This window comes from Membranihabitans maritimus (genome assembly GCF_021729145.1).
In the GTDB taxonomy this organism is placed as follows: domain Bacteria; phylum Bacteroidota; class Bacteroidia; order Chitinophagales; family Saprospiraceae; genus Membranihabitans; species Membranihabitans maritimus.
Genome location: NZ_JAJSLW010000028.1, coordinates 13,923 through 32,221 on the forward strand (window position 1 = coordinate 13,923; position 18,299 = coordinate 32,221).

An 18,299-nucleotide genomic window follows, 5' to 3' on the forward strand; every position below is an offset into this window, starting at 1 on the left:
AATAGCGAGGAGGAAATATAAATGAAACCAAAAAGGTTTATTTGCTATCTCTGATCGATTTCAATTTTTGTTCCAGGGTTTTCACAGTATACACATCATTACTGTCAGGTTGGATTTTACGCATTTCTTCAATGAATTGGGAGCTAATTCCTTTCGGTTTCCTTCCAAAAGCATTTTTAATGTAAGACATTACACTTGCAATTTCACGATCAGTATATTCTTTGTTCTCTGATAGGCCGGGCATTACTGCATGGAATTCATATTCTTTTCCGTCAACAATCACGGGGCCTTTCAGACCATGCAAAACGATCAAAGCAAATGCACTATCTCTTCCTTCTATATATTCTGAGTGGTAGAGTGGGGGTGCAACATGTTCGATTCCCTTCCCGTCTCTTCCGTGGCAGGTACTGCAGTTGGCTTCAAAAATTTCTATACCCGATGTACTTTTTGAAGAATTATTTTTTACCCTGTTGAAATAATCAATATTTGATTCAATCCTTTCCTCCAGACCGGTTAATTCTTCCTTACTTTCTTTCATTGATGACCAGTATTCTTTTAAACCATTCAACATAAAAGCTTCATTGTCCCTGTGATTGGATAATGCCATAAAGACAGCGAATTTTTGATGATCCGGTTTAAGAAGGTCAAGAATTTGGGTAGTGAACTGAATTTGGTCGTCTTGCTTATTAGAAATAAGTCCGTTGAGGGCCGTTAAATAAATTAGATTTTTTGGACTGGCCTGTTGATTATTTTTATAATTGTTAATTTTTTTCTTGATTTCAGAATTGATTAACTCAGGATGTTCAATCAGCATTTTTATTATATGCGGAATAAAATATTCTTCATCGTTGTTCCAAAGGTATAGAATATCTAAGCTTGTAATTCCATCAAGGCCTTCCAACGTCCAAAATGCGTGTAGTTTTGTTAAATTTGAATTTGAGCTTTCGGACAAATCACGAACAAGTTGGATTGAACTTGTATCATTTTTTTCAATTAGCAATTGCTGCGCGTATCTTCTGTGCCAGCCACTTGGACTGCTCAACATTTGAACTAAACCACTGACGGAAGTATTCCCGGGATTTGATATAGATAGGGATGATGAATTCGTATGATTGATCTTGAAAATTCTTCCAAAATTGACAACGGTATCCAGGCCCTTTTGATGATATAGGTTTCGTAAATATGAGGTGAGGTAGGTTTTGTGCTGGAGTAACCCTCTATGCATATCAATTATATACATAAAACCGTCAGGTCCTACTTTTAAATTAACAGGTCGGAAGCCCTCATCACTTGAAGCGATAAATTCAGAATCTTCATAAACTTGTTTCCCTGTAATGGCAATTTCTTTATTGTAAATTTCATTCTGTTTAATAAGGTTTACTTCCGGCCCACAAACAAATGAATGGTATTTTAAGTCTTTTCCATAATTGTTCCCTTCGTAAACCAATGGACCACAGGCAGAAGTAAAATTAAGAAGGTGGTTGTTTGTGGAATCCAACATTCCTTCAATATAACCTCTGTTTACGGCAGTTGGATGAAGAGGGTATACCCTTTGGTCTTTAACGACGTTAACGTTAACACCAGAAGGATAAGACAAATTTTGATTCTTATCGAGTATTCCGGGAAGGAAATAATCACCTTTAAATTGGCTTGAATTGGAATTCGTAAAAATATGGCCGAATGAATCTTGTGTGATACCCCATTGCCCTCTTAGGAAAATAAATTCTTTTTTCCATTTTCCATCTTTGAATCGATATCGCGCATTGGATTTCGCGTTGTACAACCAATTGTCCAGATGGTACATCAAACCATTTGGCTGATGTTCGACATTGCCACCTACAGCGTAAGCATCATCAACAAGGATTTTCTTGCCGGGTGTATTATTTTCTTCTACAGGCACCCACCACAAATTCGGAGGAGTAGCGTATAGAATTCCTCCATTGATATACTTGATGGCTCTGGGTAATACCAAACTATCTAAAAAAACCGTTTTGTGGTCCATCCTGCCATTCCCATCTTTGTCTTCCAGATAGGAAATTTGTCCGTTTGGTATTTCTTCTTCACTTCCCGTAAAATCCGTCATATACCCTTTCATCTCGACAACCCACATTTTACCGAATGGGTCAAATATCAAATCGACCGGTGCTTCAATCAATGGTTCCGAAGCAATTACATCAAGTGAATATCCATCTTTTAACTGAAAATTTGACAGGTCAATAGAACGTTCGAAATCCGTGAAAGGATTTTTTTGATTACAAGATATGATACTAGAACTCAACAAAATACACATTACCAATTTTGCCGCAAATTTCATTTGAATTCTTTCTTGGTTGAAATTTATTAAGAATGTAAGTGGGTGATAGCAGACTCGAACTGCTGACCCCTGCCCTGTCAAGGCAGTGCTCTAAACCAACTGAGCTAATCACCCGTTCCCGTTCAAGAGCGCCAAAAATAAAAAATTATTTAAAATTATTTTTATTATATGACGAAATTTATGATGTCTTTAACCCACTCCCTTGTATTCTAATAGGTGCTAATCATTAATGGATACCGAAAATTACAGAAAAGCATCTGCCTTGCGATAGGATTCTATTAACTTTATTTCTCCTGATTTCCCACCTTCGCTTAAGCCATGTTCCATGCCAACTATTCCTTTATAGCCTTTATCATAGATATGTTTGAATACGTTTTGATAGTTTATCTCACCTGTGTAGGGTTCTTTCCTGCCGGGGTTGTCACCTACCTGAAAATATGCTATCTCGTCCCAGCAGTAATCAATATTGGTTATGAGGTTCCCCTCGTTTTTTTGCATATGGTAAGCATCATAGAGAATTTTGCAGGCCGGACTGTCCACACCCTTACAAATCAAGTGTGTCTGAGGAGAATAGCGGAGAAATAGATCCGGGGTATCACTTAATGGTTCCAGAACCATGATCAGTCCATGCGGTTCAAATATTTCAGAAGCTCTTTTAAGGGTTTCTATTACATTTCCGGTCTGGATATCAAGCGGAAGTCTTCTCTCGTAATTTCCAGGAACTACTGTCATCCATTTGGCATTCACTCGTTTGGCCACATCGACTGCCGTTTGGCAACTTTTCAAAAATATATCGGTATGTTCCTGTTTGCCAGCGGCAAAAGTATTTGCTCCGTTACCGCCTTTGTCAATTACAAATACACCCATATCCATACCCAGGTCGTCGAGTGTTTTACCAATGCGTTCTTGTTCGGAAATAGAGCGTTTCATCATTCCATTATCTTCAATCGATCGAAAGCCCTGGTCAGCCATAAATTTTATTTGATCGACAAAATCATTTCCAGCATGATTTTTGAACATGCCATTATGGGGAGCGTAATTTAGGTTAAAGGTTTCTCCTGCAGGCTGCTTAGTAGGATTGCCTCTTAGAGAAGGAGAAATACTGAGGGCTGATGCACCCAAAAAGCTGTTTTTTACAAAATTTCTTCTTTTCATCAGTTATTTATTTTGATTTAGATGAATGTGATGAATTTAGTATTTTTTCACATTCGATGAATTGTATGATAGCTTATTTTATATGTGGTTTGATTTGATACGTTTAATTGTAAATATCAATACTGTCAAAACTAAAAGTACACTAAATAATTATTTTTATGAATATTTGCAAAATTAAATCGTTTCTATAACAAAAAATTTGGTATTACTAAGTAAACATTTTTTTCTTCTTCATTTTCTTCTGTGTGCATTTTGTGCATATAGTCAACAAGGAGGTAATGTTTTGATTAAAAAGACATTTTGGATGGAAAAAATGGCAAGTCCATTTGATATTGTGATTTATGCCTATGATACCACAGGATTGACTGGCACAGTAAATAGAATTTCAAGGGAACTAGATGATATAATTTTCGAGATTAATCATTACGAAGAGAATAGTGACGTTAATTTATTTTGTGAAAAACAGGTAAGTGGAAAAAAAATCTCCATTTCTCCGGATTTAACAACCTTGTTGAGACTATCGAAAGAGGCCTATAAACTAAGTAATGGGAAGTTTGATGTATCAGTTGGTTGCCTTATTCATTTTTGGAAATCAAAAAAGAATTGGGATTCAATGCCGGCTGACTCAATTCTAAGAACCTTTTTGCCCCGTAAAAATATCTCTAACATAAGGATTTGTGGGAGAAAGGCAAAATGGGGTGTAGAAAATGCTTGTTTGGACTTTGGTGGATTGGGTAAAGGATACGTGGCACAAAAATTTGTTGACGAACTTGAGGCTTCAGGGTATCCGATTGCTTTGATAAATGCGGGAGGTGATATTGTTACCGGGGAATCAAAAGGTAATGAGCCCTGGAAAGTGGGGGTTGAGTTAAAAGACGGTTCTCTGGAAAGCCAAATACTCAATATTAATAATTATGCTGTAGCTACTTCTGGAGATATGTACCAATATATTACCATTGGTGATGAGCGTTTTTCACACATAATAGATCCGGAAACTATGAAACCGGTAAAACATCGAACAAACGTCACCGTTTTGGCACCTGAAGGATGGAAGGCGGATTTTTATGCGTCTTATTTTTCTATTCTTCCACCGAGTAAGGCTGTAGAAAAAGCAAATTCAATTAAAGGTGTCGAAGTATTAATATCTTTTGTAGAGGGAGAACGGATTAATACTACCTGGAGTGATGGGTTTATGAAATTCATGAAAAAATAGAATTAGTCAACCTAGTAGTATAAATTGAAATATAATATGGTTTATTGACGAATTTCATACTGAAATTTTATGATTTTTTTTTGTTTGGAAAAAAACAATAAAATCCATTTATTTGAGAGATTAGAGAAGAATATCCATTAAATTTACTCTGTTTTATTAACATTTAAAATGAACTATGATAAATAAAAATTTTGCTTTTTACTTATTATTTGGACTGTTAATTTCACCGGTATTAAAGGGACAAGACAGTTTTTCGAAGTACGAAGAAAAATTGCCAGAAAGTGAAGTGTCATTTACCATGGTACCTGTCGAAGGGGGTACAGACAATGTAAAGATTGGTAATGAAGAAGTATCTTTAAGTATGAATTCTTTCTGGATTGGCATGCACGAGTTGACGTATGACGAATATGTTGCCTTTATGCAAGATGAGAATTTTAGCCAGGATCAAACGGTAGATGCGATTACACGACCTAGTCCCCCCTATATTGATTTTACATTAGGTATGGGCAAGGAAGGTGGTTTTCCAGCGAATAGTATGTCACTATATGGAGCGATGATGTATTGTAAGTGGTTATATGAGAAGACGGGACATTTTTACAGACCCCCATCAGAGGCCGAATGGCAATGGGCATGTCAAAAAGGAAACACGACTGTTACGGACCAGACATCTGTTTACAAAGAAAACAGTGACAATAAATATGGTAAGGTCGGTGGAAAAGAAGCTAACGATCTTGGATTATTTGATATGATTGGAAATGTTGCCGAATGGACTATTGATAGTTATTATGAAGATTACAAATCCATGTTGGAAAAGGAGGGGAATGAAAATCCGATATTTGTGCCGGAATCGAAACGGAGTACGATTGTATTAAAAGGGGGGCATTTTCGAACACCAAAGGAAGAATTGTCGTGTTCCCTTCGGATTCCATCTGAGAAAAAATGGAATAGGAGAGACCCACAGATTCCCAAAAGCAAATGGTGGAATACGGATGCTCCATTTATTGGTTTTAGATTAGTAAGACCAAATGTAGAAATGACAGATGACGAAATACATGCGTTTTACGATCAATTTTTAAATTGAAATTTTTAAAACTTAGTCCACCCTTATAGTGGCTAACAAATCAAATAATTATGGGAGACAATAAAGTAAATCGAAGGAAATTCGTAAAAAGTTCGGCACTAATGGCTGGTGGTGTCATGGCAATGCCTATGGGAGCATCCGCATTCTATTCAGGAACGGCGGAAGAGGAAATCAGAGTGGCATTGATTGGGTGTGGAGGTCGTGGAACAGGGGCTGCAGCTCAAGCAATGAAGGCACACCCCAAGGTGAAGTTAGTAGCTATGGCAGATGCCTTCATGGACCGTCTGGAAAATAGTTATAAGAACCTGAAAGAAGCCATGGGAGAAGAAGCAGATACAAAAATGGAAGTGCCCGATAGTCGAAAATATGCAGGTTTTGATGCTTATAAGAAAGCAATGCAGCAAGCTGATGTTGTTATTCTTACGACACCTCCTGGTTTTAGGCCAATTCATTTCAAAGAGGCCATCGCTCAGGATAAGCACGTATTTATGGAAAAACCTGTGGCTACTGATCCGGCTGGAATCCAGTCGGTTATCGACACGGCACAAGAAGCAAAGAGTAAGAAATTGAATGTCGTTGTAGGCCTTCAAAGAAGGTATCAGAATTCTTATCTTGAACTTATGAAAAGATATCAGGATGGTATGGTTGGTGATTTAACTTCAGCTCAGGTATTTTGGAATTCAAGGGGTGTATGGGTACGTCCGCGTAAAGCAAATATGAATGAAATGGAATACCAAATGAGAAACTGGTACTATTTCAATTGGCTGTGTGGAGACCACATTGTTGAACAGCATATTCATAATATCGATGTATTCAATTGGTTTAAGGATGATTTTCCAAAAACAGCTCAAGGTATGGGGGGTAGAACTGTACGTGTGGGTAAAGAATACGGTGAAATTTTTGATCATCACTTTGTAGAGTATACTTTCGGAGACGGGTCTATTATGAATGCTCAATGTAGGCATCAGCCCGGAACCTATGGTAGGGTAGATGAGGTCCTTACGGGAACGAAAGGGAGAATTTATTGTAACCAGGCGCGAATAGAAGACCTGGATGGAAATACCGTTTTTCAGTTCGATAGGGGGGAAAAGGAGAACAATCCGTATCAAACCGAACACGACCTTTTATTTGATGCTATTTCCAAAGGTGAATATAAATTTGCAAATGCGGAGTATGCGGCCCATACTACTCTTACCGCGATCGTAGGAAGATTAGCCACTTATTCCGGACAGGTAATTGATCAAAATGTGGCATTAAATTCTGGAATGTCCATTCAACCTGAAGAATATTCATGGGAAGCAACACCACCGGTTTTGCCAGGGGATGATGGGCTGTATCCATGTGCAGTTCCCGGTGAGACAGAATACTTTAAGTCTTAATCTGAATAGAGGGGATTGGTCAGGTTTATTCTATTAAGAAACTTTATAGTAGGTTTAATTTCCTGTTAATTAAAGGAGTAGATATAGTAATTCGCAATTTTTCTGCGTATACTATAGGAAACAAAACGTATTTATTATGTCTGCATTTAGTGATAAATTAAAAGGAAATTGGAATATTGTAAAAGGGAAGTTACAGCAAGAGTTTGGTGATTTGACAGAAGATGACCTTCAATATATAGAAGGGAAAGAAACCGAATTACTTGGCAGACTTCAGAAAAAAACCGGTAAAACAAAAGAAGAAATTAAAGACTGGGTGGATAAGGTAGTTTAATCGGAAAATAAAAATCATATTTATGTGGCCTCCTTTCAATTAAGGTGGCCACTTTTAATTAAAATCTGTGGAGGATGATAAAGAGTAAAAATCCATTTGACGGTTCCGTAGTCGGTACCTATGAATATTTTACAACGGGTAAAATTGAAAGTGTTTTGGAAAATGCTCAAAAAGCCTTTAAAAGAAGTATAAATAGTGAATTTGGTAATGATATATCTTTACGAATAAGCAAGTTTAAAAAGCTAGCGGAAATCCTGGAAATAGGCAAATTAGAATATGCGAAAATGATTACACTGGAAATGGGAAAACCTATTTCTCAATCAATTGCCGAGATCGAAAAATGTGCCTGGTTGTGTAATTATTATGGGGAAAACGCAGAAAAGTTTTTATCCATCGAATATATAAAAACGGATGCTTCTGAAAGTTTTGTGCGTCATGATCCTATTGGAGTAGTTCTTGCTATAATGCCCTGGAATTATCCTTTTTGGCAATTATTTCGATTTGCAGTTCCTGCTATACTGGCCGGTAATGTTGTTATTTTAAAACATTCTTCCAATGTTTCTGGGTGTGCTTTACGAATCGAAGATATATTTACGAGTGCAGCGTTTCCAAAAAATACATTTCAAACAATTCTCGCAACGTCTTCACAAATTGAAACAGTAATTGAAAACCCTATAATCAAAGGAGTTACGTTGACGGGAAGTGAAAAAGCAGGACGATCTGTGGCAGCAATTGCAGGAAAAAATATAAAAAAGACTGTTTTGGAATTGGGAGGAAGTAATGCCAGTGTGATTTTCGAAGATGCTGACCTGGAAGAGTGTATTGATACACTTGTTTGGTCAAGGTTCCAGAATGCTGGACAAAGCTGTATTGCAGGTAAAAGGTTTATTGTATTGGAGGGGATTTATGACCGTTTTATTTCAATGTTTGAAAAAAAGGTAGGGGATCTCAGAATTAAGGATCCGTTAAAGTCAGAAACGAAAATTAGTTCAATGGCTTCAGTGAAGCTGGCCGAGGAGTTGGAAGACCAGGTTCAAAAATCCATTGAAATGGGAGCAATCCTGAAAATGGGAGGGGATAGAAATGAAGCCAAATTCCAACCAACAATTTTGGAAAATGTCTTGCCGGGTATGCCGGCTTTTGACGAAGAATTATTTGGTCCGGTAGCATCTATTATAAAAGCCAAAGATGAAAAGGAAGCTATTGACTTGATCAATAATTCCGGATTTGGGTTGGGGGCATCTTTATATACTAATAATATAGCAAAAGCGAAGAAATGGATTCCTTATATAAATGAAGGTGCAGTATTTGTAAACGAATTGGTAAAATCAGACCCGCGCTTACCTTTTGGAGGAACAAAGAATTCTGGTTACGGAAGAGAATTGTCTCGGGATGGAATATTGGAATTTGTTAACCGGAAAACGGTTTATATAAAATAGTGGCCCATTGACAACAACAGGCCACTACAGGTTTTTTATTTTTTTTTGGTAATCAAGCGGTATAGCACTAAAAGGATCACCGAACCTCCGATTGCTAATAAAAAGCTTCTAAAGTTAAAACCGGAAACATCTCCGAGACCCATAGAACTGCCAATCCACCCTCCCAGGATGGCTCCCAAAATGCCAATAATAATACTTCCAATCCAACCTCCGGGATCTTTGCCCGGGTGAATAAATTTTGCAATAGCTCCTGCTATTAAACCGAAAACGATCCAAACTAACCAATTCATAGATACATTATTTTAGGTGAAAAATAGGTTTTAAGTCGAAAACAGAATTATGCCGAATGTGTTTTCTTAGTTTAATATACGTTTATTGGGGATATTAATATATGATTTTTTCGTTAAATGCGATAATGGAAATAAAAAGTATTGATGAATGCGGAAGAAATTATGGAACAAAAATTAGCAAATAATCCATCAGTGGTCTTTTACGATTCTGTCTGCGTGATGTGTGATTCATTTATTCAATTTTTAATTAAAATTGATAAGGATAGAATACTTCGTTTTTCATCGCTGCAGTCTGATCTTTGGGAAAAAACAAAAAAGGATTTTGACAAAAAATGGCCAGAAGGTGGGACTGTGGTGTTCTGGAATAATGGAAAATGGTATTCGGAGTCCGATGCGGTTCTCCAAATTTTTCAGGTAGTTGGAAAGTACAAGGTTTGGGTATGGGTCCTGCGGATAATTCCTGTCTTTTTTAGAAATTTAATGTATAGATGGATTGCTCGGAATCGGTACAAGGTCTTTGGTAAAAAGAATTCATGTGAATGGGTTCCTGCAGACAAGAGGTATCTTTTTCTAGATAATACGAAAGAATGAAATCTAATAGCTTTATAAGTTTTTAATAGGATTGGAGCCTATTAAATCAGAAATTGATCTTTTGACGAGATGGGTAAGAATTGAAAGTGTAGTAGTCAGAATCTTACCTATCCATTAGGTCAGTTGTTGATATTCCCTCAAGTTCATGTCTGCCGACCTGTAAAAGGATTTGATCTTAGTAAACATGATTCCTGGTTGCAGCAATAGGACTCTTGAATCCAGTAATCGGTTCCTCTTTTCCCAAAGGGATGTTTTCGGCATGCCATATATTTTAACTCGTCATTGATTCTCAGCGTCTATTACCTTAGCGGTATTGATGAATTTCTTTTGAGAGAGAAATTTATTGACCAGGGTAAGTTCATAAACAGAATATCTGTGAATAGATGTATTCCAAACAGTAGCTAAGTCTTCAACCATCCGGTAATGCTTAGTCTCGGTTGTAGAGTCTCCAGCACCTCATGTTCGATTTCGTCGCTCTTGAAGAAACATACGGTTCCTGCCCGGGGTTGTATGACCTTTTTTTCATTTGGGGTGTAAAGTACAAGTTGTCCTCCATCCTTTTCATCCCAATGGGGGTTTAAATAACAGACGAAAGAAAATTTTCGTCCAGAATCACTCTTGAATTGATCCAGGTGTCTTTTATAAAAAGACCCAATATCATAGTAAGCATAGTGAAATTCATACCCTTTTAAATTGGTATAGCAGGTTTGGTTTAGATATGTTAAAAACTGGTCTATCCAGTCAAAAAACATTTCTTCATATAAGTTGGCATTATCAGGTTCTATCCATGAAATTAAATCCCCCCTGACTTTTGTATTTTCTACGAAGGAATATCTTCTTCCTACACCGGCCTGGTGCATTTCTCCTTCTTCAAGTTTTGAAAGTAGTATTTTGCGTAAATTCATTAATAGATCCGAATCAACAAATGATTCTAAGATCCCGTAGCTTTTTTCCGCAACACTGGAAATAAGCGATTCATATTGGTCATTTTTCATTGGATATTCAGTTCCCGCTTAGGTTAATAGAGGAACTCATATACAAATATACCCAAAACGCTTGAATTTGAGCGATATTTGTCGGTGAAAATCACCAATGACTTTATCATTGACACAAACCCGAAGCCGTGACTTCCCCGTTTGCTTTTGGGCGAGTATTTCTTTACCAGGTATTGTCTTTGCTTCATTGAGCCGATGAATTCCAACTGACCATGGCAGCATTTAATCGAATCATTAATGCTTTCGTCGATTTGAAATAATTTACTCAAAACTCAGTTCGTAAGCGGCCACCTCATTTTTCATAAAGGTAGGTACAGTAATCGTATTTTTTGTGGGAATAAATCCGATATCAGCGGTATTGGATTTTTCTTCCTGGGTGTCCAGTAATAGGGTAGTTTTATTTCCTTTGATGTAAAAGATTTGACCTGCCCATCGGCTGGCTATAAATGTAGAATCATTTATAATGACAAGGCCATCACCACCTTTTACTTCATCATTGATGATGTCATAGGTTCCATTTTCATTAAATGATATTAGACCCTCACCGTTAAGGCCATAGATTCTTCCATTATAAATTTCCACCCCATTTATACTGGGGACATCAGAAGCCACTAGTATAATCTTTTCTCCATCCGTTTTATATATTTTTGCATCTCTCATATCTGAAAAGAATACGAATGTACCGTCTGTTGCTGCATCGTTGAGAAATTGGGCATTTTCCACGGGAAGTTTCTTCTCAATTGATCCATCTGACAAGTTGATAATAACTACTTCATCTATATCTGTGACAAATAGCTGATCATTCAATATAGCCATCCCTTTGGGGGCACTAAGTCCTTCCACCCACTTTTCCGAGTCTACTGTTCCATCCTCATTTAATTTTGAAATAAATCCATTTCCATCTTTTTCGGAGGGTTTAGTATTTCCGTTGGATACATAAATGGTCCCATTATGGAATAATGTAGATTCAGATCCCGTGAATATAGAATCGGTTTTCCAGAGCATTGTCACCTTTGGTTCTTTATCTTCCATAACAGGTTTTCCCTCTTCGCTTTTACTTGAATTCTCAGAACAACTGAAAACAATAAAGAATAGAAAAAGGGTTAAAAAAGTAAAGGATTGATTTATTTGGGTGAAGTTTTTCATACTAATCAGGATTAAATTTGACAAGGAATTTACAAAAAAATGGTTAAACTAATTTCAATTGTTATTAAAATAATTATGCAATTTTGATAATCAAGTTTATTACCTTTGATTCTGAGAAAAGTTCTTTAAATACAATTTCAGCCGGAGGGGTTCCCATCCCGTATGATTACGGGATAAGGGATGAAAAGGGAATCGTGTGAAAATCACGAGCTGTCGCGCAACTGTAAATAACGCGTAGATTTTTTATCATTACACTGTCCACTGTTTATCATAATTACTAATTCAGTTATTAGAATGGGAAGGACGATAAAAATGTTATAAGCCAGGAGACCTGCCTTTTCCGATGTAAATGACAATGCTTTCGCGATTTGAAGTGATGTCAGGTTGAACTATGTGCTTGATGAAATGGAATTTCATTAGCTAACCTTTCTACAGGAAACAGGTGAGTCTTGTCTCATTTGTTTTTCAACCTGCCTGGTGTATTTTGATTCCGAAAGATTGTGAGTATTTCTGATTCTGATCATATTTCTGATTGGGTCTAAAGAACGATTAATAAATCTTATTAAACGTTTTAAAATGAAAACGCACATTTTAGGCTATCCGCGAATTGGTAGCAAGAGAGAATTAAAGCATGCCTGTGAGAAGTACTGGTCAGGGCGTATTTCCAAAGATGAGCTTTTGGAAGAAGGGAGGAAAATCCGTGAATCAAATTGGCGGGCCCAATTGGATGCCGGTTTGGATTTTTCCCCTGTAAATGATTTTTCTTTTTACGATCAGGTATTGGACATGATTGTCATGATAGGAGCTGTTCCTGGACGGTATCAGGAAATAATAGACAAGGATTCAAAAGCACCTGGCCTTGATGTATATTTTGCAATGGCAAGGGGTAAGCAGGAGAATGGTATAGATATTCCGGCAATGGAAATGACGAAGTGGTTCGATACGAATTATCATTACATTGTACCAGAATTTGTACAGGATCAAAAATTTCAATTGAATGCTGAGAAAATATTGTCAGAACTTGAAGAAACAAAAAAACTAGGAGTAAATCCCAAACCAGTGATAATTGGCCCTGTTTCTATGTTGTTACTTGGTAAAGAAAAAGAAAATGATTTTGATAAATTCGAGCTTTTAAGTGAACTTTTGCCAGTATACCGCAAGTTAATCCACAAACTTCGGGAAAATGGCATTGAGTGGATCCAGGTGGACGAACCATATTTGGTTACAGACCTGTCAGAAGAAGAAAAAGAAGCTTACCGTTCTTCATATTCGGAATTAACCAAAGAGCTTGATGGTATTAAATTAATGTTGACTACATACTTTGATGATGTTTCCAAAAACATAGACCTGGTTTCATCGCTGCCAAGCCATGGATTGCACATAGACTTGTCGCGGGCTCCGGATCAGTTAGATGTTATTCTCGGTAAATGGCCGAAAGAGAAATGTTTGTCTTTGGGTGTGGTTAACGGCCGGAATATTTGGAAAAATAATATTGAAAATTCACTTGCCTTAATAAAAAATGCCTCTGGACAATGGGATGATGATAAATTATTTATTGCTACTTCTTGTTCCCTTTTGCATGTCCCTTACGATTTGCGTCTTGAGAAAAAACTTTCATCGGAAATCAGGGATTGGCTGTCATTTGCACAGCAAAAGTTACAAGAAGTTGTTTTCTTGAAACAAGCATTTTTAGATCCGGGGAAAGTGCAGGAGGAATTGGATGCAAACAAAACATCAATACAATCCAGATTGGAGTCAAAGGTTTTACACCAACCCAAAGTCAGGGACAGGGTCGCGAAATTGACTTCAGATGATTATAAAAGGGGAAGCGAGTTTGCTATCAGGAAGAAATTACAAAAAGAGATGTTGGGCTTACCAATGTTCCCTACTACTACGATCGGGTCATTCCCTCAAACCAAAGAAGTACGTAAATGGAGGTCTAGATTCAAACGAAATAAAGTTTCAGTTGAGGAGTATGAGAAATTTATCCTTGAAGAGACCAAACAAGCGATTCGAAAGCAGGAAAATATCGGCCTGGACGTATTGGTTCACGGGGAGTTTGAAAGAAATGATATGGTAGAGTATTTTGGTGAACAGTTGGATGGATTTACATTTACACGTTATGCCTGGGTACAAAGCTACGGCAGTAGGTGTGTAAAACCCCCCATAATTTTTGGTGATATTTCACGGCCAAAACCAATGACGGTGGATTGGACAACAAAAGCGCAAAATATGACCGACAGACCGGTAAAAGGGATGTTGACCGGACCGGTAACTATTCTTCAATGGTCATTTGTAAGAGATGATCAACCTCGATCGGAAACGGCAACTCAAATAGCACTGGCAATACGCGATGAGGTATCTGACCTGGAGTCGGCGGGCGTGAAAATTATTCAAGTGGACGAACCTGCTCTGAGAGAAGGGTTACCGTTGAGTAAGGAAAATCGGAAGCAGTATTTGGACTGGGCTATTGATTGTTTCAGGCTTGCTACATCTTCCGTAAAGGATGAAACACAGATACATACTCACATGTGTTATTCGGAGTTTAATGATATAATTGAACACATTGCCCTGATGGATGCTGATGTCATTACCATAGAATGTTCGCGATCCCAAATGGAGTTATTGGATGCATTTATCCAATTCCGATATCCGAATGATATTGGCCCCGGTGTATATGATATTCATTCTCCCCGGGTTCCTTCAATTAAAGAAGTAACAGTGCTTCTGGAGAAGGCGCTTGAAGTTCTTGCACCGGACCAGCTATGGGTGAATCCGGACTGCGGATTAAAAACCCGTAAATGGGAAGAAACGGAAAAATCCCTTTTGGCGATGGTTGATGCAGCTAATGAAGTGAGGAACAGGGGGTCGGTTTGACAGTATGTCTGTAATTGGGGGAGAATGCTTTGCTTTTCCAGCTTCGACACGTAAAAAAGACGGAAGGCCAAAGCTGTAACTCGCAAGTTTACTCCTGTTTTGGGGCTACAAGCTGCAAGATAAAAACCTGCAAGCGTAGAAAAGATCTGACAGCGTTTTTGGAGAAAGTCCGGAGACGGAAGATTGAAGGCCGCAGAAGGTGGTGTGAAGATTTAGTGAGGGCAAGGCAGTCTGATGATGCAGGCTGCCCTGTGTAATAGTTATACCGCAAAGAGGTGCGGAGGGCCGCAGAGGGCCGCAAAGGTCGAACAATGTAACATACCGATTCTTCGATCTTCAAACATCAGATCCACTCTGCGAACCTTCGCGTCCACTCTGCGAAACCCTGCATAATCACCTGTCATTTCACCAAGTATGCGGGACAGCCTACCAGTTACTTACCTTCAATTACTGATCACAGGTATCCTACTTCGGAGTCAGGTGTATAAAAGGACAAATCATTTCTTCTAATGAAATACCCCCGTGCTGGAAAGTGTTTTTATAATAGTTGTTGTAATAATTATAATTGTTTGGATACAGGAAAAACTTATCCTCTTTAGCAAAAATAAAGCGGGAACTTACATTGGGTCTTGGAAGGTGTGCATCGGAAGGATCACGCACTTCTAGAACATCTTTGGAGTCGTATTTTAAATTCCTACCTACTTTGTACCGTAAATTTGTGGTTGTTTCTCTGTCTCCGACCACTTTTGACGGTTGTTTTACCCGGATAGTCCCGTGGTCAGTGGATACAAATAAATCGATATCGTGTTCGGCCAATTTTTGCAATGCATTCCATAAAGGAGAATGTAAAAACCATGATCGGGTAAGAGACCTGTAGGCTCTTTCATCTCCGGCCAATTCCTTAAGTACTTCCATTTCCGTTCGGGCATGAGATAGCATATCGATGAAATTATATACAATTACTGTAAGGTCATTATTGAGATAATTAAGGACCTTACTCTCCATATCATTAGCTTGCCAGGTGTTGGAGACTTTAATATATTCATGCTTGATTTCTTTTTTCCATATTCTTTTGATTTGGTATTCCAGGAATTCTGCTTCATGCAGGTTTTTACCTCCTTCTTCATTGTCATTTTTCCACAAGTCCGGAAAATGCTTGGCAATATCTGCGGGCATCATGCCTGAAAAAATCGCATTCCGACTATACTGGGTTGCCGTCGGCAAGATACTGTAGAAGTAATCTTCTGACTGGACTTTAAAAAGTTGATTGAAAATGGGTTCCAGCACAGCCCATTGGTCATATCTGAGGTTATCCAGTAACAGAAATACTGCAGGTTTATCCTTGATTTTGGGGATTAATTTTTTCCGCATGAGACTGTCCGACATAGTGGGGGCATCGTCATCTTGCATCCAGTCCAGGTAGTTTTTATTGACGAATTTTGAAAATTCAGTATTGGCCTCACTTTTTTGCATGGTGAGGATGTCTTGCATTTGATCACTTTGGGATTCACTAAGTTTCAACTCCCAGTTGATGATTTTTCGATAAATGTCTACCCATTCAGCATGGTCTAATTGGCTGTTAATCTCCATTAATATTTGTCGAAATTCCTGCTGATAGTCCTGAACCGTTTTTTCCCTGACTAATCTTTGATTATCAATGATTTTTTTGAGGCTCAAAAGAATTTGATTGGGGTTGACAGGCTTGAGTAAAAAATCAGAAATTTCTGATCCGATAGCCTGATCCATGAGGGTTTCCGCTTCGTTCTTGGTAATCATTACCACAGGGACGTTCTTGTTGACTTCCCTCAGTTTCGCCAGGGTTTCCAGACCTGTTAATCCCGGCATGGATTCATCGAGAAAAACGCAATCAAAGTCACCATTTTCTTCTATTTCCTCTATGGCATCATAGCCGTTAGATACGGTGGTTACCTCATAACCCTTTTTTTCAAGGAACATTAACTGGGGTTTTAGCAAATCAATTTCATCATCTGCCCACAGGATTTGTATGTTATTTGTCATATATGATTTTTATCGCCTTTATTAAAAAAAAATACCCGATTTGGTGGATAGTGCCATCAAAAAACGCTTATAGTATGTTTAAATTTTGCTTTTTGTATGATTTTTCACGATTTTTCAAGCCAGATAAAGCTAATTTTGAGTTGCGTTGTGGAGCTACGGACTGAAAAAATAGCTGAAATTTGGCGAAAAAAATTGTAGAAATCAATCCCGATGCTTTCGGGAAGTACAATTTAATCATGCTCTGAAGTTATTTAATTATTACGATTTGAAGATACAATGAATAAAAAGAAAATCATAAACGATCCGATCTACGGATTTATTAATATCCCATTCGAACTTCTTTTTGACTTAATTGAGCATCCGTGGTTTCAACGTTTGCGAAGAATTTATCAGGTAGGTATGACTAATCTGATTTATCCCGGGGCTCACCACACCCGATTTCATCATGCCTTAGGTGCGATGCATTTGATGTGGGAATCCATTAACCAACTTAGGAACAAGGGGGTTGAGATCTCGGAAGAAGAAGCAAGAGGTGCATGTGCTGCTATTTTATTGCACGATATAGGACATGGACCGTTCTCACATGCATTGGAAGGACTGATGATCCCCTCTTCCCATGAGGAGATTTCGCTCAGGATTATTAAGGTCCTCAACAAAGAATTTAATGGAGCTCTAACTGTAGCGATAGATATTTTTACAGGTAAGCACCCTAAAAAGTTTCTTCACCAGTTGGTCTCCAGTGAACTTGATGTAGACCGTTTGGATTATTTGAATCGAGATAGTTTTTATACCGGAGTAGTTGAGGGGAAAATTGGTACTAACCGGATAATCAAAATGCTCAATGTCGACGATAATGAATTAGTAATTGAAGAAAAAGGTATGTATTCTGTAGAAAAGTTTCTTATGGCCCGTAAGATAATGTATTGGCAGGTATACATGCACAAGACGGTTTTGGCTGCGGAAAAAATGTTAATTTCTGCTGTATCCAGGCTCAAGTATTTAGTAAATAATAGGGTAGAGGACTTTCCGGGATCAAAGTCCTTTTTAACATTACTTACTGAACCCGGTAAAGAGAATATCCTTGACGACTTTATCAGCACAGATGATATTGATGTACTTTATACTATCAAGCAACACCATAAATTCAAAGATTCTTTGTTTTCATATCTCAGCAAAGGGTTATTGGATCGCAGGTTATTCCGCACACAATTGAGTAATGAACCATTTACAAAGGAATACGAAGAAAAGATAGTGTATAGAATTGAGAATGCTATGAGCCTGGAACCAAATGTTGCAAGGCAATTGATTTTTTCGGGGGCGGAAACCACTAAGTTTTACAGCGAGAAGCCAAGGCAAATTCAATTTTTGATGAAGGATGGTAGTGTCCGCCCTTTTGAAGAAATTTCGGAATTAGGTGTTACCAATAGTAAGACTACAAAATACTATTTAGTGTATCCTAAAGTATGAAT

At 37.8% G+C, this 18,299-nt stretch carries 14 protein-coding genes, 1 tRNA gene and 1 riboswitch; of the genes, 8 read left to right on the forward strand and 7 right to left on the reverse strand.

Going from position 1 to position 18,299, the window contains the following annotated elements; all coding sequences use genetic code 11:
• Positions 1 to 37 precede the first annotated feature (37 nt).
• The 3 genes from LVD47_RS21685 to LVD47_RS21695 form a co-directional block, all read right to left on the reverse strand.
• On the reverse strand, positions 38 to 2,314 hold the full coding sequence (locus LVD47_RS21685; protein WP_236980591.1) for a DUF7133 domain-containing protein: 2,277 nt from the start codon (positions 2,312 to 2,314) through the stop codon (positions 38 to 40).
• A 39-nt stretch (positions 2,315 to 2,353) separates the two neighbouring features.
• A tRNA-Val gene (locus LVD47_RS21690) sits at positions 2,354 to 2,428 on the reverse strand.
• A gap of 129 nt (positions 2,429 to 2,557) precedes the next feature.
• Positions 2,558 to 3,469: a hydroxypyruvate isomerase family protein gene (locus LVD47_RS21695; RefSeq protein WP_236980592.1), complete on the reverse strand. Its 912-nt coding sequence runs from the start codon at positions 3,467 to 3,469 to the stop codon at positions 2,558 to 2,560.
• Positions 3,470 to 3,773: 304 nt separating this feature from the next.
• Here LVD47_RS21695 and LVD47_RS21700 point away from each other — a divergent pair, with 304 nt between their 5' ends.
• The 5 genes from LVD47_RS21700 to LVD47_RS21720 all read left to right on the forward strand — a co-directional run bounded on the left by LVD47_RS21700 (position 3,774) and on the right by LVD47_RS21720 (position 8,912).
• Positions 3,774 to 4,682, forward strand: coding sequence for an FAD:protein FMN transferase (locus tag LVD47_RS21700; RefSeq protein WP_236980593.1), 909 nt, complete (start codon positions 3,774 to 3,776; stop codon positions 4,680 to 4,682).
• Between the two features lie 175 nt (positions 4,683 to 4,857).
• Positions 4,858 to 5,763 carry a formylglycine-generating enzyme family protein gene (locus LVD47_RS21705; protein WP_236980594.1) on the forward strand — a complete coding sequence of 302 codons (906 nt, stop codon included), beginning with the start codon at positions 4,858 to 4,860 and terminating at the stop codon, positions 5,761 to 5,763.
• A 50-nt stretch (positions 5,764 to 5,813) separates the two neighbouring features.
• Positions 5,814 to 7,142, forward strand: a complete 1,329-nt coding sequence (locus LVD47_RS21710) for a Gfo/Idh/MocA family protein (protein ID WP_236980595.1) — start codon at positions 5,814 to 5,816, stop codon at positions 7,140 to 7,142.
• 136 nt (positions 7,143 to 7,278) lie between these two features.
• The gene (locus tag LVD47_RS21715) at positions 7,279 to 7,473 is read left to right on the forward strand and encodes a CsbD family protein (RefSeq protein WP_236980596.1); all 195 of its coding nucleotides are present in this window, start codon (positions 7,279 to 7,281) and stop codon (positions 7,471 to 7,473) included.
• Positions 7,474 to 7,547: 74 nt separating this feature from the next.
• Positions 7,548 to 8,912, forward strand: coding sequence for an NAD-dependent succinate-semialdehyde dehydrogenase (locus LVD47_RS21720; RefSeq protein WP_236980597.1), 1,365 nt, complete (start codon positions 7,548 to 7,550; stop codon positions 8,910 to 8,912).
• A 35-nt stretch (positions 8,913 to 8,947) separates the two neighbouring features.
• Here the strand turns inward: LVD47_RS21720 and LVD47_RS21725 are convergent, their stop codons facing one another.
• Positions 8,948 to 9,202 (reverse strand): GlsB/YeaQ/YmgE family stress response membrane protein, encoded by a 255-nt coding sequence (locus tag LVD47_RS21725; protein ID WP_236980599.1) that lies wholly within the window; start codon positions 9,200 to 9,202, stop codon positions 8,948 to 8,950.
• Between the two features lie 144 nt (positions 9,203 to 9,346).
• Here LVD47_RS21725 and LVD47_RS21730 point away from each other — a divergent pair, with 144 nt between their 5' ends.
• Positions 9,347 to 9,793 carry a thiol-disulfide oxidoreductase DCC family protein gene (locus tag LVD47_RS21730; protein ID WP_236980601.1) on the forward strand — a complete coding sequence of 149 codons (447 nt, stop codon included), beginning with the start codon at positions 9,347 to 9,349 and terminating at the stop codon, positions 9,791 to 9,793.
• Positions 9,794 to 10,194: 401 nt separating this feature from the next.
• Here the strand turns inward: LVD47_RS21730 and LVD47_RS21735 are convergent, their stop codons facing one another.
• Positions 10,195 to 10,788, reverse strand: coding sequence for a 2OG-Fe(II) oxygenase (locus LVD47_RS21735; protein WP_236980603.1), 594 nt, complete (start codon positions 10,786 to 10,788; stop codon positions 10,195 to 10,197).
• A gap of 261 nt (positions 10,789 to 11,049) precedes the next feature.
• The gene (locus LVD47_RS21740; RefSeq protein WP_236980605.1) at positions 11,050 to 11,934 is read right to left on the reverse strand and encodes a YncE family protein; all 885 of its coding nucleotides are present in this window, start codon (positions 11,932 to 11,934) and stop codon (positions 11,050 to 11,052) included.
• A gap of 130 nt (positions 11,935 to 12,064) precedes the next feature.
• Positions 12,065 to 12,287: riboswitch (cobalamin riboswitch) on the forward strand.
• Between the two features lie 223 nt (positions 12,288 to 12,510).
• Here LVD47_RS21740 and metE point away from each other — a divergent pair.
• Positions 12,511 to 14,811 carry a 5-methyltetrahydropteroyltriglutamate--homocysteine S-methyltransferase gene (metE, locus tag LVD47_RS21745; RefSeq protein WP_236980607.1) on the forward strand — a complete coding sequence of 767 codons (2,301 nt, stop codon included), beginning with the start codon at positions 12,511 to 12,513 and terminating at the stop codon, positions 14,809 to 14,811.
• A 465-nt stretch (positions 14,812 to 15,276) separates the two neighbouring features.
• On the opposite strand, the gene porX is transcribed toward metE, so the two are convergent.
• Entirely contained in the window at positions 15,277 to 16,830 is a 1,554-nt protein-coding gene (porX, locus tag LVD47_RS21750) for a T9SS response regulator signal transducer PorX (RefSeq protein ID WP_236980609.1), read from the reverse strand.
• Between the two features lie 276 nt (positions 16,831 to 17,106).
• Between porX and LVD47_RS21755 the strand changes: the two genes are divergently transcribed.
• On the forward strand, positions 17,107 to 18,297 hold the full coding sequence (locus tag LVD47_RS21755) for an HD domain-containing protein (protein WP_236980611.1): 1,191 nt from the start codon (positions 17,107 to 17,109) through the stop codon (positions 18,295 to 18,297).
• Positions 18,298 to 18,299 lie beyond the last annotated feature (2 nt).

Excerpts from the sequence above, each read along its gene's own strand:
- LVD47_RS21685 (WP_236980591.1), bottom strand. The coding sequence starts at position 2,314 with ATGAAATTTGCGGCAAAATTGGTAATGTGTATTTTGTTGAGTTCTAGT.
- LVD47_RS21695 (WP_236980592.1), bottom strand. The coding sequence starts at position 3,469 with ATGAAAAGAAGAAATTTTGTAAAAAACAGCTTTTTGGGTGCATCAGCC.
- LVD47_RS21700 (WP_236980593.1), top strand. The coding sequence starts at position 3,774 with ATGGAAAAAATGGCAAGTCCATTTGATATTGTGATTTATGCCTATGAT.
- LVD47_RS21705 (WP_236980594.1), top strand. The coding sequence starts at position 4,858 with ATGATAAATAAAAATTTTGCTTTTTACTTATTATTTGGACTGTTAATT.
- LVD47_RS21710 (WP_236980595.1), top strand. The coding sequence starts at position 5,814 with ATGGGAGACAATAAAGTAAATCGAAGGAAATTCGTAAAAAGTTCGGCA.
- LVD47_RS21715 (WP_236980596.1), top strand. The coding sequence starts at position 7,279 with ATGTCTGCATTTAGTGATAAATTAAAAGGAAATTGGAATATTGTAAAA.
- LVD47_RS21720 (WP_236980597.1), top strand. The coding sequence starts at position 7,548 with ATGATAAAGAGTAAAAATCCATTTGACGGTTCCGTAGTCGGTACCTAT.
- LVD47_RS21725 (WP_236980599.1), bottom strand. The coding sequence starts at position 9,202 with ATGAATTGGTTAGTTTGGATCGTTTTCGGTTTAATAGCAGGAGCTATT.
- LVD47_RS21730 (WP_236980601.1), top strand. The coding sequence starts at position 9,347 with ATGAATGCGGAAGAAATTATGGAACAAAAATTAGCAAATAATCCATCA.
- LVD47_RS21735 (WP_236980603.1), bottom strand. The coding sequence starts at position 10,788 with ATGAAAAATGACCAATATGAATCGCTTATTTCCAGTGTTGCGGAAAAA.
- LVD47_RS21740 (WP_236980605.1), bottom strand. The coding sequence starts at position 11,934 with ATGAAAAACTTCACCCAAATAAATCAATCCTTTACTTTTTTAACCCTT.
- metE (WP_236980607.1), top strand. The coding sequence starts at position 12,511 with ATGAAAACGCACATTTTAGGCTATCCGCGAATTGGTAGCAAGAGAGAA.
- porX (WP_236980609.1), bottom strand. The coding sequence starts at position 16,830 with ATGACAAATAACATACAAATCCTGTGGGCAGATGATGAAATTGATTTG.
- LVD47_RS21755 (WP_236980611.1), top strand. The coding sequence starts at position 17,107 with ATGAATAAAAAGAAAATCATAAACGATCCGATCTACGGATTTATTAAT.